The following is a 13827-nucleotide window of genomic DNA, read 5'->3' as shown; positions in this document are numbered from 1 at the left end:
CCTAAACAGCATGTCAACCGCCACCATCACCAGCAAAGGCCAGACCACCATCCCCAAGGACATCCGGGATGCGCTGGATTTGCAGCCCAAAGACAAAATCCAGTTCACCCTGTTGTCGGATGGCACTGTGATCCTGCGCGCTAAACGCCGCAGCATCCTTGACCTGCACGGAATGCTGCACCAGCCCGGCAACAAACCGATCCCGCTGGACGACATGAATCCCTGGAAATAACGCATGGTCTGTGGCCTCGACACCAACGTACTGGTGCGTTATCTGCTAAACGACGACCCTCGGCAGGCCGCCATTGCCCGCCAGCGTATCCAGCAAGCCGTTGCGGAGGGTGAACCGGTGCGTATCAGCCTGCTGGCCATCCTCGAAACCGAATGGGTGTTGCGCAGCTATGGCAAACGTGACAAGACGACCGTCATTGGCGTGTTTCAGGCTTTGCTGGAAAGCCGTGATGTCGAGATCGAACTGGAAGAATCACTGGAACAGGCGCTGCATTACTACAAAAATAGGACTTACGCATTGACGAAGCAGCCCTGTCTGTGTCAGGAATAAGTTTTTCACGCGACATAAAAGCCAATGATAAGAAGGCCCAAACGCCCACCGACAGCCAATTGCACCCTGCCAATGTACATGGGGTTTCTGATGAGTGAACCGAAATCAAGCACCTGCACCCGCCTGTCGGAAGTGATGGGCATCTCGCATGACAGTGTAAACCGCTTCCTGTTGCGGGAAGCCTATGAGCCAAAAGACCTGTTCAACGAAGCATCGCGGCTGCTGAACCTGGTGGGCGGGACATTGAATGTGGATGACAGTACGCTGGACAAACCCTACAGCCAGCATATGGAGCTGGTTGGACACTTCTGGTCAGGCAAGCACCACCGGGTGGTCAAGGGGCTGAACCTGATCACGTTGTATTACAGTGACCCGCAAGGGCGCAGCCTGCCGGTCAACTACCGGGTGTATGACAAGGCAGAGGGCAAGACCAAGAATGATTATTTCCTCGACATGCTGGAGGACGTGTTGGCATGGGGGCTGCAACCCGCCTTCATGACCGGGGATAGCTGGTATTCCTGTGTGGGCAACCTCAAAACGGTAAGAAACCACCGCATGGGGTTCCTGTTCGCTGTGGAAAGCAACCGCCGGGTATCCACCGAAAAGGGGTCATGGGTGCAGGTACAGAAACTGGACATCCCTGCTGACGGGCTGAGGGTCTGGTTACGCGAATTTGGCGAGGTAAAGCTGTTTCGGACGCAGTTAAAAGACCAACTGCGCCATTACGTGGTTTTCCTCCCGAATGCTGACGCCTATGACACCTTCCAGCAAGCGGATTTCCAGACCCTGCATGACCAGCATTGGCAGATTGAGCAATACCACCGCATGATCAAGCAGGTCTGCCATATCGAGAAATTCCAGGTACGCGGCAACGTCCCGATACGTAACCATATCTTTGCCGCCTTGTGCAGCTATGTCCACCTGCAACAGATGCAGTTTGTTGACATCATCAGCAACGCCTACCAATGGCAACGCGACTTGTACACGGATGCTGTGGCTGCTTTTGTCAGCCGCTTCATGCAAGGCAAGCAGCACCTCAACCCACAATTTCAGGCCGCCGTCAATGCGTAAGTCCTAAAAAACAGCAATGCCGACTTTGCTGATTGCCTGATGGCCAGCCGTTACCAGCGTAGCGGGTGTACCGCGATGCTGACGTTTGATGAGAAGGCGGCGAAACTACCGGGGTGTGAGTTGCTGGGTGACTGATTTATCCCTGCGTAGTTGATTTAATGTTTTGGCAGGGCATTCTTGAGCTGGAAATGGTCATGGAAGGGCTGGAAATCGCCATCCGATTGCAGCAGGGGCAGACCCTTTTCGATACAGAAGGTGGTGATCAGCACATCAATGGTTTTGCGTATCGTGATACCACGTTTGCGCAGGGCGCGAAAATTATCTGCGCTTTTCAGGGCTAGAGGCTGGTTGAGCATGGGGAAATAGTCCAACCCCAGCAGCAGTTCCTTCGCTTGCCGGTAATCCTTGTCCAGTCTGAAGCCTTGCAGGACTTCGGTCAGCACCAACTCCCCGGTAGCGATGGGCTGCGTTCCCAGCAAATAATCCAGCCAGTCGGTTTGTGGGGTGGATTTACCGTTGAAATAGTCTATCCAGACGCTGGAATCGACAAAGATCATGCCTTGTCCTGCCGCATCTCATCCAGGTCTCCTTCCCACTGGAGCTTGCCCCGGAACTGGCGGATGCGCGCCTGCCGGGCAAGTTTCAGCAACAGCTGCAAGCCCTGCTCAACCGCTTCCCGCTTGGTTTTGATGCCGGTTTCCTTGAGAACGTCCTGCATCAGGGTTTCGTCGATCACGATGTTGGTGCGCATGGCCATGATGTGTATGAATTTGAAAATAATTACACATTCTAGGCTGGACAGGGTTACGGGACAAGTGTTGTTTATGGTTTCCGTCCGGCGCAAATTCTGCTATTAATTCATCAGGAGTTTTACAGGGGCTTACCGGGAATCATGTCGCAACCACCAGTCTTCATCAGCTACCCCCGCGATGGCGCGAACGGTCAGGCATTGGCGCGTGAGCTGCACCAACGTTTGCAGGCTGAGAACATTTCGGCATTTCTGGATGAGGAAAATATTCTTCCCGGTGATCGCTGGATTCATACGCTGGCGGATAGCGCGCAACAGTGTCAGGTGATGCTGTCAGTAGTGTCGCCTGCGGCGCATGACCGTCCGTGGGTGGAAAAGGAGTTCATCGCCGCCAGTGAACTGAAAGTCCTGATCATTCCTGTACTGGCGGATGCAGGTAATCTGCCATTTCAGATCAAGGATTTGCAGGCAGCGAAACTGTACGGAGAGCATAAGGAAAGTGAATGGCGGCGTGTGCTTGCACAAATCCGTAAACGTTTGCCTGGCAATGCTGCTGATGAAATTCGCAAGGCTGAAGCTGCTTATCTGGAAGCTTTGCTGCGCGACAATGAAGAACGCGCCCTGCGTTTCGCGGGCAAGGTTTACGCCCCGCTGGCAGGGCAATTTCGCAAAGAGCATAAACGGGTTGCCGCTGCCTGCATGTCGCCACGCCTGCGTCACCGCAAACGCACCGAGTATGCCGAACCTGCCGAATTGGCGGGCGAGGGCATTGAGCATGATGATGTCATTGCCGCCTTCCACGAACACAAACGGCTGGTGCTGCTGGGTGAACCGGGTGCGGGCAAAACCTTTTCCCTGTGGCGCATTGCCGCCGATTATGCGCTCAAGGCGCAGGCGCAGCCGGGGCAAATCCTGCCGGTGGTGATCCCGCTCAATCGCTGGGATGCGCCGGGGCTTGAGCTGCATGACTTCGTGCTGCAACAGTTGGATGGTCTGGCTGGTCAGTTTGACGCCCTGTTGCAGGCCAAACGCCTGCTGCCGCTGTTCGACGCCCTCAACGAAATCCCGTTCGACCAGCGTGAGGAAAAGCTGCCGCAAGTTCGCCGCTGGCTGGAGTGTTACCCGACTGAACAGGTGTTGCTGACCTGCCGCCTGCGCGATTATCGCGGGCCGCTGGAACAGGAACTTGACCGACTGACGATCGAGCCGCTTGATCCGCCGCGCATCCACGATTTCCTGCACAACTACTTTGCCGAAGATGAAACAGCACATCAGATGGCGGAAAGCCTGTTCTGGCGACTGGCTGGCGGGGAGGAAATGCGTTCCATCTGGCAGGACTGGATCAAACGTGGTCACCAACAGCATTGGGAAGAATTCTGGACGCTGGCCGAAATCCCGCAGGAATGGCAAACCGGCGACAATAAATACTGGTGGGATGGCGACAGGCAGCAATACCTGAACGACCCGCGTAGCCTGATGAAACTGGCGGCGAACCCCTACCTGCTGACTCAGATGGTGGTGATCTACAGCGAACAGCAGCAACTGCCGCAAAGCCGTATCGCACTGTTCAGCGAATTCGTCGAAGACCTGATTTACCGGGAAGTGCAGGCCAAACCGGAAAACCACTACCCCAAGGCGCATCAGGCCGAGTTACAGGCGGAACTCAAACAGCTTGCCTGGCAGTTGCAAAGCCGCACCGGTTCACTGGAAGAAGCCCGCACCACCTTGCCTCGCACTGATGCGGAACAAACCATGCCACTGGCGCGGCTGGAATTTGCTGCCGCCGCCAGCCTGCTGGAACTGACCCGCGACAGCGTGCGCTTTTCCCACCAGTTGCTACAGGAGTTTTTCACCGCGCAAAGCTTCGGGGAACGGCGCGACGCCGGGTTGCAAGCCAGCGACTTGTGGCTTGCCGACCGCTGGTGGCAGCCAAACGGTTGGGAGGAAGCCGCCAAACTCGCCGCCGAATATGAGGCCGACCCGAAACCTTTCCTGCAATGGCTGGCGGCGGGCAACCCCAAACTGGCGGCGGAAATCGCCCGCGAACAGGGTTTGCTGGATCAAACGCTGTTTACTGCGTAAGCGCTTCTAAATCCCCCTCCTTTCAGCGCCCCACGTAATCCCGGACACTCAGCCCATCAGCAACAGATTGCATGGGAGAACACGATGAATCCAGGTCAAGATGGGCGTCTGGCGTACTGGCAAGCCCAGCTCCAACGCTTCCAGTCCTCCGGCCTTTCCGGAGTCCAGTATTGTGAACAGGAACAGTTGAGTTACCACGGCTTTGTCTACTGGCGGCGCAAATTATGCGGTACGGCGGGCAAGCCGCCCGGGGATGGCAAACGCCCGGTATTGCCAGAGCCTTCCGGTTTCGTGACTGTCCGCCCGGCGCAGCCGGGGACAGACGCCCGGACGGGCGATGGCCTGGAGCTGTCCCTGCCGAATGGCCTGGTGATCAGGAATATCCACCCCGGCAATGTGGCCTTGCTGCGCCGGTTGCTGGGGCAGTTGTAATGGCCCGTTATTTCCGCCCCGCCGGGGAGATGCCGGACATTTACCTTTACCGCCCGCCCATTGATTTCCGCAAGGCCGCCCAGGGGCTGGCGGCGATCGTGGCGCAGGAATTGGGCCACGACCCGTTTGCCGGGGCGCTGTACGCCTTCACCAACCGCCAGCGCACGAAAATCAAATGCCTGTATTGGGAAGACAATGGCTTTGTGCTGTATTACAAAGCCCTGGCGGAAGAGAAGTTCCATTGGCCGCAAACGGGGGATGGCGGGGTGATGGCGCTGACGGCCCAGCAGATCAACTGGCTGCTGGACGGTTATGACATCAGCCTGCTCAAAGGGCATAAAAAGTTGTGCTACGGGGCGCTGTTTTAGCGACTTATCCTGATGATTTTGTTATCATTTAACCCATGGATTTAGCACCGCCGCCAGCCCCCAAAACCACATCCCATAGCGACCTGGACGCTGCCCGCCTGCGCCAGTTGCTGGCGCAGCAAGAGGCGGAATTTGCCGCCGTCCTGAAACAGCGTGACCACCATATCCAGCTCCTGGAAGAAATGCTGCGCCTGGCCAAAATACAGCGGTTTAGCGCCCAGTCTGAAAAGCTCCCCTTCCAGATTGACCTGTTTGATGAAGCCGAGTTGGCAACCGCGCTGGAGGACATCGCCGGACGACTGCCGGAGGCGGAACCCGCCAGGCCCCGCCCCAGCCAACGCCAGCGCGGCTTCCCGCCCGGGCTGAAGCGCCAACGGGTGGAGCTGTTGTTGGGTGATGCGGAAAAAGCCGGGGCGACCCGCACGTTTTTCACCAAGGTCAAGGAAGAGCTGGACTACATCCCGGCGCAACTGGTGGTGCTGGAATACTGGCAGGAAAAAGCCGTGTTTGCCGCCGGGGCCAGCCAGGATCCCGCCCCGGCAACGGCAGATGGCGGGCCAACGCTGGTCGCCGCCGCCCGTCCGCCCCATCCGTTGGGCAAATGCCATGCCAGCCTCAACCTGCTGACGCAGGTCATCATCGCCAAATACGCCGATGGCCTGCCCCTGTACCGCCTGGAGGGCATTTTCAAACGCCACGGCGCGGAACTCAGCCGCAGCAGCATGGCCCACTGGATCATCCGTCTGGAGGACAGCTTCAAACCCCTGCTCAACCTGCTGCGCGAAACCCAGAACAGCGGCGCTTACCTGCAAGGCGATGAAACCCGCATCCAGGTGCTGAAGGAGGACGGCAAAACCGCCCAGGCCGACAAATGGATGTGGGTGGTGCGGGGCGGCCCGCCGAACCAGGTGGCGGTCTTGTTTGAATACGACCCCAGCCGGGCGGGGAGCGTCCCCGAACGCCTACTGATGGACTTCCACGGCATTTTCCAGGCCGACGGCTATTCCGGTTACGCCGCCGTGTGCCGCAACAACGCCATCACCCGCATTGGCTGCTGGGACCATGCCCGCCGCAAGTTCGTGGAGGCCGTCAAGGCGGCGGGCGGCAAACAGGCCCGTGGCAAACCCACCCTGGCGGATATTGCCCTGGGCATGATCCGCAGGCTCTACCGCATCGAGGACAACATCAAGGGTCTGGACACGGCGGAGAAATACCGCCTGCGCCAGCAGTTGAGCGTGCCCCTGCTCAACGAACTGAAAACCTGGCTGGAAACGCAGGTCGGCAAGGTGATGAAAGGCGGCCTCACCCGCAAGGCGATGGAATACTGCCTCAACCAGTGGGAATACCTGAGTGGCTACTGCCAACGCGGCGACCTGCATATCAGCAATGTGCTGGCGGAGAACGCCATCCGTCCCTTTGCCGTGGGCCGCAAAGCCTGGCTGTTTGCCGACACCCCGCATGGCGCGCGCGCCAGCGCCGCCTGTTATTCCCTGATTGAAACCGCCAAGGCCAACGGCCTCGAACCGTATGCCTATATCCGCTATCTGCTGGAGCATATCGCCCAGGCCGACACCCTGGAAAAATGGGAGGCCCTCCTGCCATGGAATGTGCCGCTGGAGAAATGTGCGAAAAAAGTCCCTTTTTTTGACAAGGGCAAGTAGGGCGATTTAACGGCGCTTACTTTACTGCTTTCCGCAATCAGTGGCAAGCTGCCATTACCGATATTGAAAACTACCCCAGTCCGCATGAGCGTCATGCCATCAGCACGGCCTTGGCATGGCTGGACTGGGACAAACGCCCCGGTATTGGGCTGGATACCAATGGCTTGCCTGATATTGATTCAATAGAAATTCCTGAAGGTGAGTTTATTTCAGGAACAAAGGGGGCGTCTGAAACATATCCACCTGTAGAACTTGAAGAAAATATCATACAGCTTGCTGCCTATAAAATTAGCCGCTATCCAATTACAAATCTACAGTTTCAGGCTTTTGTAAATGATGGGGGTTATGATGAGGATAAATGGTGGGAAGGCTTATACAAAAATAATGAAACAAGAACTCAACGGTGGTTTGAGGGTAATCGTCCTGTAGAGAATGTAAATTGGCTCGATGCAGTTGCTTTTTGCCGCTGGTTATCCGCTAAAACTCGGCGAAATTTTAGGCTGCCAACTGGCTATGAATGGGAAAAAGCTGCTAGAGGAGGGGATGGTAGAAAATATCCATGGGGAAATGAGTATAAAACAGGATATGCTAATATCGATGAGTCTTGGGAAGGAAACAACACAGGTGCTTTTAGTTTAGGCGAAACATCTGCTGTGGGGATTTATCCTCAAAGTGCGTCACCGTATGGCTTGCTTGATGTTGCAGGCAATGTTGCTGAATGGTGTCAAGATGTACGGAATCGTTTTAATAATAATGAAAATCTATATGGCATAGAAGGATGTATTTTTATGTATCGTGGAGGCATGTGGAGTGAACATGCGGGCTGGGCAAGAACCAATTTCTTTATGTGGATACAGTACTCTACAAGCAGGATGAGTAGCATCGGTTTTCGTGTGGTTGAAGACATTTGAAAATCTTTGAATCTCCTCTCGATCCCACCCATTGCCCAACCCCCCTTTTTGTACTAAACATTAGTCAGGCCAAAAACAACGCGGGGAACCCATGCAACCCATCAAGATCAGCGGAAAGTTAACCGGGCAAAACCTTCCGCTCCAGACCGGCAAAGCTTACGCCGACCTGTTTAACGTCACCTGCCAGCAGGAAGTGGCGGTCGAAACCGTCCGCAGCGGCGGCGCTGCCGTCGAATTACAAAATGTGGCGGACGACACCCTGGTGGAACTCGAATTCGAGGGCGGCTTCAAACGCTGGGTGCGGGCGGGCGACCTGCGCGCGCAAGCGGGGCAACAAGCCTCCCGCGACCTCACAGCCTTTGCCGAACCCATGATCACCCCCGCCAGCTTCGACGTTGGCGCGAAGCGCGGCGCACTCAGCCTGGTGCTGAAATTCCTGCGCGTACTGCAAGTCAACCCGGCAGCTAGTTCGGTAGCTGACGCCAGCAACGCCATCACCAGCGATCTGATCGACAAACTGGAAACCCACCAGATTGCCAAACCCGGCGTCTACCGTTGCGCCAACCCCGACACGCTGGAGCTGCAAGCCGTCAAGGAAGCAGGCGACATCGACACCGGCAAGCCGGTGCTGTTGTTCCTGCACGGCACCTTTTCCAGCACCAACGGCAGTTTCGGCGACCTGTGGGAATCACGCCAAGGCTACAACGCGCCCGCGTGGCTGCAACGCCTGTTCGCGCCCTACGGCCAGCAAGTGTTCGCGCTGGAACACCACACCCTGACCGTCAGCCCGGTGCAGAATGCCCTGCAAGTGCTGCGCCTGTTACCGCCGCATACCCGCTTGCACGTCATCAGCCATTCACGCGGCGGGCTGGTCGGCGAGCTGCTGTGCCAGGGCGTGTTGAAACGCCGCACCCGCGATTCCGGCGACAAGTTCCTGGACAGCGAGGATGTGTTTGCCCGTGACGAACTGACCGCGTTTGAAGCCGCCAACCGGGCATCTGACCTGAAAGGCTTGCAGGAAATCGAGGAGCTGCTGCGCGACAAGCAAATCCGCGTGGAACGTTTCGTGCGCGTGGCCTGCCCAGGGCGCGGCACGGTGCTGGCATCGGAGCGGCTGGAAGACAACCTGTCGCTGGTGTTCAACGTGCTGCGTTTCATCCCCTCACCGCGTTTTCAGGAGCAGGCGGAATTCGTGCGCATGGTGGTGATGGCGGTCGCCCACAAACGCACCGACCCGCAGGAACTGCCGGGGATCGAGGCAATGATGCCGGGTTCCCCGCTGATCCGGCTGCTCAACCGCCCCAATGTGCAACTCGATTCCGACATCACCATCATCGCCGGGGACATGAAAGCCTCCAGCCTGCTGGGCAGTTTCAAGGAATGGGTGACGCAGCGTTTCTTCGGCGAAGACAACGATTTCGTGGTCAATACCGCCGGGATGTACGGCGGCGCGCGGCGTTTGCAGGGGATGCGTTTTTACCTCGACCAGGGCGATGACAGCAGCCACTTCGGCTATTTCCGCAAGCCTGAAATCCGCGAACGTTTGCTCAATGCCTTGCAGCATCCCGATACTGACCTGCGTTTGTTGCCGTTGCCGAATGCAGGGGGAACCGGAGGCGCGCCGCTACGCCCGCTGACTGCCCGTGCCGCGCCTAGCGCAACCGGCAAGAGCAAAACGAAAGCCAGCACCATCTATTTCCTGCCCGGCTTCATGAGTTCGCGCCTGCTGGTGAACGGTACACCGGTATGGCTGGACTTTTCGGCGCTGAACTGGGGCGATTTTACCCGCCTGCAAATCGACAGCGCCGGAATCAAGCCGGAAGGCGTGCTGGACGCGCCCTACCGCCCGCTGCTGGACAGGCTCGACGACAACCACCGGTTGGTGGAATTCGCCTACGACTGGCGACGTTCCTTCACCGACGCAGGCCGCCGCCTCGGCGAAGCGCTGGAACGCGAACTGGATAACGCCAAGGAAGCAGGCAACAAGCTGGTGCTGCGGCTACTGGCGCATTCCAGCGGCGGTCTGGTCGCCATCGCCATGATGAGTGAAACGCCGGGGGTGTGGAAACGCCTGCGCGAGGAAGCTGATTGCCGCATCGTCATGCTGGGTACGCCGCTGAAAGGCACGTATACCGCCGTACAAATCCTTTCCGGTCAGCACCGCCTGCTGGGGCTGCTGAACATGCTCGATGGCAGGCTGGATGCAGATGAAAGCAAGCGGCTGGCGGATCAGTTCGCCCGCTACCCCGGCGTGCTGGAACTGTTGCCTGCCGCGTGGCTGCATGAAGAACGCTGGCAGCAACTGTTGGGCGACGCCTTCCACACCTGGCCTGCACGTAGTCTGCTGGCCGATGCCTTGCGGGTGCGCGAACAATTGCAACAGGTGGAACTGGACGCGCAACGCCTGATTTATATCTACGGCAAATCCGCCCTCACGCCCGACGAGCTGCTGGAACGGCAAGGGGAATGGCGTTTCCACGCCACTGGCGCGGGCGATGGCGTCACCCTGTGGTCGGCTCTGGACGCCAAATTGCCCACCTGGTTCATGCCGGTGGAACACGGGCGCATGGCCAGCCACGCCGAATATTTCCAGACCCTGCAATACCTGCTCGACGACGGCGTTTCCCGACAACTGGAACAGCAGCCACCGCAAATCGGGCAAGCCTCTGACCAGTGGTTGCCCATCATTCGCAACCAGTTGTTCCCGGATGAGCAGGAGCTGCTGGCCGCCGCGCTCGGCTACCACACCAGCCTGACTGAGGAGGAAGTGCGCCCACTGGTGGAAGTACGGGTCATCCACGGCAACCTGGAATACGTTAACCACCCGGTAGTGGTCGGGCACTACGAAGGCGATTCCATCCTCAGCGCCGAATCCGTGCTCGACAAGCGGCTGGGCGGGCGCATGAGCGAGTTGCAGCGCATGGGGTTGTATCCCGGGCTGCCGGGTACGTCGCATGTGTTCCTCAATCCCGGCAAAAAACCCGGTGGCGCGGTGATCGTGGGGCTGGGTGAAGTTGGCAAACTCACCAGTGGGGTGCTGACCGCCAGTTTCATCCGCGCGATGATGGATTACGCGCTGAATATCCGCGAGGAACTGGAACGCAATCCACCCGGTGATGAGCAAATGGATGGGGATTGCTTCCCGGTGCATGTTGCCAGCCTGCTGATCGGCACGGTTGGCGGTGGCAGCGTGACGCTGGCCGATTCCATCACCGCCATTTTGCGTGCCATCGTGCAGGCCAATCAGGCACTGAATAAGAGCGAACGTGGTATCCGCCTGCGCCTACAAGTGGTGGAATTCGTTGAGCTGTATGAAGACCGTGCGGTGGAAGCGGCGCGGCTGGTGCAGGATTTCGTACAACTTCCCGAGTTCCGCAGCGAATTCACCGTCAAGAGCCTGATGCAATGCCTGCCGGGCAAACGCCGCCGGGTGATGTATAACGACCCGCCCGGCTGGTGGCGGCGCATCCAGGTGGAAGCCAACGACAGCGGCCTGAAATACACCACCCTGACCGACAAGGCGCGCGCCGAACTGGTGTTGCAGGCTACCCAGCGCAAACTGGTCGACCAGTTCATCGACAAGGCCATTACCACCAGTGCCGACGACCCGGAAACCGGTAAAATCCTGTTCGAGCTGCTGTTGCCAGCCGCGATGAAAGAGCAAGCGCCGAATGCTGAAAACCTGGTGCTGGTGCTGGATGGGGCGGCCTCCGCTTACCCATGGGAATTGCTCTACAATCGTCTTGACAACGAGTCGCAGCCGTTGTCGGTACGCTTTGGCATGGTGCGCCAATTGCAGGTCGGGCAATTCCGCCCCAAAGTGGTCAACCCGGTGGAACGTGCTGCGTTGGTAGTTGGTGACCCGCCGGTTGGTGGCGAATTCGTGCGCCTGCCTGCGGCCAAACAGGAGGCAGAAACCGTCTCCAAACTGCTGGAAGCGGGTGGTTTCACCAAGGTAACGCGTGAAATCGGCACTGATTCGCAATCCATCCTCAAGGCGCTGCACACCGGCGATTACCGCGTGCTGCACTTGGCCGGGCATGGCGTGTACCGCTACAGGCCGGACAAGGATAGCGAGCTGGAAGTCAGCGGCATGGTGCTGGGCAACGGCATTTTCCTCACCCCGGTGGAAATCGGCCAGATGCGCAAGGTGCCGGAACTGGCTTTCATCAACTGTTGCCACCTGGCGCAGATGGATTTCATGGAAGCCGACATCCAGAATGCCGTGCGCGCCGACCGCAGCAAACTGGCCGCGAGCCTGGCGCAGGAACTGATCCGCATGGGTGTGCGGGCTGTCATAGCGGCGGGCTGGGCCATCAACGATGATGCTGCCAAGGTGTTCGCCGAACAATGCTACAACGCGCTGTTACAGGGCTATACCTTCGGCCAAGCATTGCTGATGGCGCGGCTGGAAACCTGGCGGCAATACCCGAACTGCAATACCTGGGGTGCGTACCAATGCTATGGCGACCCGGATTACAAGCTGTTGAGCCGCCAACCGGGCTGCGCCAGCGACGGCAAGGATACGGATGCCTGGCGGTTCGTGGCGGAAGTGGAAGTCGTCGCCGAATTGCAGAATCTGGTCAATATGGCGGATACCGCCCAAGCTGGCGATACCCAGTGGTTGCAAGAACGCTTACAACAACTTCAGCGGGCAATCCCCGCCGAATGGTTGGCACACGCGGAAATCCAGTCTGCATTGGGGCGTGCTTACGGCAAGCTGGACATGTTCCCGCAAGCGATTGAAGCCTACACGGCGGCGCAGGATTCCCCACAGGCCGATTACCCGGTGCTGCTGCTGGAAGACAAGGCCAGTCTGCTGACGGCTTGGGCGCTGGGCTGGTCACAGGGCAAGCTGGAGCCGCCGCCCAAACGGGTGGCGGAATCGCCTGCGGGGCTGATGGATCAGGCTTGGACGATCCTCCAGTTACTGGATGGTTTGGGCAACAGCCTGCAACGCTTTGAAGAAGTGGGCAAATACTGGAAGCGCCGGGCGATGATGGCCAGCGGCGATGAGCGCGCCAAATCCTTGCGCTCGATGGAGCTTGCCTACAAGCGGGCGCACGATTTCGCCATGCAGCAGACGCATACGGTGGCAGGCTATCCGCTGATCAATTGGCTGACCTGCAAAGTGGTGCGCTACCTGCGTGGTGAGGTGGAACAGCTGGATCGGCAGGAGCTGAAATACTGGCTGGATCAGGCACGGCAGTGTGCTGACCAGGTCGACAAGACCGCACCCAGTTTTTGCTCCGGCATCACGCGGGCGGAATGCGGGCTAGTGCATTACATCCTCGGCGCGCGCCTGAATGAAACCAGTCAGGTGCAACGGGTGGTGGGGGATTACGAACTAGCGGTCGGGCGCGGGGCTGCGCCACGGCAGATGCGGTTTGTTTCCGAGCACCTTGCTTTCCTGCAAGTAATGCTGGAAGAACGTAAACAGGATAAACCCCAACTGGAGCCGGTGGTGATGGCTTTACTGGAGATTGCGGAAAAGTTGGTAGTTTGAACAATATTCACATTTCCCCCAACCAGAGTAACTGACCCATGAGTAAATTTATTTCAACGCTTTCAGAAGTCGGGAATGGCCAAACTTGGCGTAATATTGACTTATACATCCAGGCCAACCATCCCTACACCTCTATTGAAGGCCACGAAATTACCATCCATGAAACCGGTGACTATGACATCAGCGCCCATATTCTGGCTGGCAGTGACGAAACTTATTACAACCTGGGGAAGGACTGGTTTGGGGCTGTCTTGCTGCAAATCCTGATTGATGGCGTCCCCATTTATGAAGGCCAGCACATTCACAACTACGTTACTGACCGCTCCCAAATGCGTAAACCGGTGAACATTACCGTGCTATCTGAAACCTTGGCACAAGGCGCAAAAATTTCATTCCGCTACCTGACAACCCACAAGAATAACGGCGCGCCTGTAAACCAAGACTCCTTTCACGCCAATTTTGCCGCCGTAGTAAGGAAAGCCTGAT

At 57.9% G+C, this 13827-nt stretch carries 12 protein-coding genes; 10 read left to right on the top strand and 2 right to left on the bottom strand.

The features are described 5' to 3' along the window. The first annotated feature begins 10 nt into the window (after positions 1-10). The 3 genes from THINI_RS18920 to THINI_RS18910 are packed head-to-tail and all read left to right on the top strand — an operon-like array spanning position 11 to position 1633. Positions 11-232, top strand: coding sequence for an AbrB/MazE/SpoVT family DNA-binding domain-containing protein (locus THINI_RS18920; RefSeq protein ID WP_002710125.1), 222 nt, complete (start codon positions 11-13; stop codon positions 230-232). A 3-nt stretch (positions 233-235) separates the two neighbouring features. Further along, entirely contained in the window at positions 236-562 is a 327-nt protein-coding gene (locus THINI_RS18915; RefSeq protein WP_050988089.1) for a type II toxin-antitoxin system VapC family toxin, read from the top strand. Between the two features lie 27 nt (positions 563-589). Then, positions 590-1633 carry an IS701 family transposase gene (locus THINI_RS18910; RefSeq protein WP_081485941.1) on the top strand — a complete coding sequence of 348 codons (1044 nt, stop codon included), beginning with the start codon at positions 590-592 and terminating at the stop codon, positions 1631-1633. Positions 1634-1788: 155 nt separating this feature from the next. Here the strand turns inward: THINI_RS18910 and vapC are convergent, their stop codons facing one another. Together vapC and THINI_RS18900 are read right to left on the bottom strand one after the other, a co-directional pair. Next, entirely contained in the window at positions 1789-2190 is a 402-nt protein-coding gene (gene vapC, locus THINI_RS18905; RefSeq protein ID WP_002710123.1) for a type II toxin-antitoxin system VapC family toxin, read from the bottom strand. Next, positions 2187-2390, bottom strand: coding sequence for a type II toxin-antitoxin system VapB family antitoxin (locus tag THINI_RS18900; protein ID WP_002710122.1), 204 nt, complete (start codon positions 2388-2390; stop codon positions 2187-2189). Before THINI_RS18900 ends, vapC begins: the two co-directional genes overlap by 4 nt. Before the next feature lie 135 nt (positions 2391-2525). Between THINI_RS18900 and THINI_RS18895 the strand changes: the two genes are divergently transcribed. The 7 genes from THINI_RS18895 (at position 2526) to THINI_RS18865 (ending at position 13826) form a co-directional block, all read left to right on the top strand. Then, positions 2526-4463, top strand: coding sequence for a TIR domain-containing protein (locus THINI_RS18895; protein WP_002710121.1), 1938 nt, complete (start codon positions 2526-2528; stop codon positions 4461-4463). Positions 4464-4547: 84 nt separating this feature from the next. Further along, the gene (tnpA, locus tag THINI_RS25820) at positions 4548-4895 is read left to right on the top strand and encodes an IS66 family insertion sequence element accessory protein TnpA (protein ID WP_002706643.1); all 348 of its coding nucleotides are present in this window, start codon (positions 4548-4550) and stop codon (positions 4893-4895) included. Continuing rightward, on the top strand, positions 4895-5263 hold the full coding sequence (gene tnpB, locus THINI_RS25815; protein ID WP_002706841.1) for an IS66 family insertion sequence element accessory protein TnpB: 369 nt from the start codon (positions 4895-4897) through the stop codon (positions 5261-5263). Before tnpA ends, tnpB begins: the two co-directional genes overlap by 1 nt. Before the next feature lie 35 nt (positions 5264-5298). Then, positions 5299-6924: an IS66 family transposase gene (gene tnpC / locus THINI_RS18880; protein ID WP_002707094.1), complete on the top strand. Its 1626-nt coding sequence runs from the start codon at positions 5299-5301 to the stop codon at positions 6922-6924. 110 nt (positions 6925-7034) lie between these two features. Further along, entirely contained in the window at positions 7035-7835 is an 801-nt protein-coding gene (locus THINI_RS24560; protein WP_002710120.1) for a formylglycine-generating enzyme family protein, read from the top strand. A gap of 91 nt (positions 7836-7926) precedes the next feature. Then, on the top strand, positions 7927-13341 hold the full coding sequence (locus tag THINI_RS18870; RefSeq protein ID WP_002710119.1) for a DUF7379 domain-containing protein: 5415 nt from the start codon (positions 7927-7929) through the stop codon (positions 13339-13341). Positions 13342-13379: 38 nt separating this feature from the next. Beyond that, a complete protein-coding gene (locus tag THINI_RS18865; RefSeq protein WP_002710118.1) occupies positions 13380-13826 on the top strand; it encodes a hypothetical protein in 447 nt (148 codons plus the stop codon). Position 13827: the final 1 nt, after the last annotated feature.

The sequence above is a fragment of the Thiothrix nivea DSM 5205 genome, from assembly GCF_000260135.1.
GTDB lineage: Bacteria > Pseudomonadota > Gammaproteobacteria > Thiotrichales > Thiotrichaceae > Thiothrix > Thiothrix nivea.
This window is presented reverse-complemented; position numbering and strand designations above follow the sequence as displayed.

Excerpts from the sequence above, each read along its gene's own strand:
- THINI_RS18920 (WP_002710125.1), top strand. The coding sequence starts at position 11 with ATGTCAACCGCCACCATCACCAGCAAAGGCCAGACCACCATCCCCAAG.
- THINI_RS18915 (WP_050988089.1), top strand. The coding sequence starts at position 236 with ATGGTCTGTGGCCTCGACACCAACGTACTGGTGCGTTATCTGCTAAAC.
- vapC (WP_002710123.1), bottom strand. The coding sequence starts at position 2,190 with ATGATCTTTGTCGATTCCAGCGTCTGGATAGACTATTTCAACGGTAAA.
- THINI_RS18900 (WP_002710122.1), bottom strand. The coding sequence starts at position 2,390 with ATGGCCATGCGCACCAACATCGTGATCGACGAAACCCTGATGCAGGAC.
- THINI_RS18895 (WP_002710121.1), top strand. The coding sequence starts at position 2,526 with ATGTCGCAACCACCAGTCTTCATCAGCTACCCCCGCGATGGCGCGAAC.
- tnpA (WP_002706643.1), top strand. The coding sequence starts at position 4,548 with ATGAATCCAGGTCAAGATGGGCGTCTGGCGTACTGGCAAGCCCAGCTC.
- tnpB (WP_002706841.1), top strand. The coding sequence starts at position 4,895 with ATGGCCCGTTATTTCCGCCCCGCCGGGGAGATGCCGGACATTTACCTT.
- tnpC (WP_002707094.1), top strand. The coding sequence starts at position 5,299 with ATGGATTTAGCACCGCCGCCAGCCCCCAAAACCACATCCCATAGCGAC.
- THINI_RS18870 (WP_002710119.1), top strand. The coding sequence starts at position 7,927 with ATGCAACCCATCAAGATCAGCGGAAAGTTAACCGGGCAAAACCTTCCG.
- THINI_RS18865 (WP_002710118.1), top strand. The coding sequence starts at position 13,380 with ATGAGTAAATTTATTTCAACGCTTTCAGAAGTCGGGAATGGCCAAACT.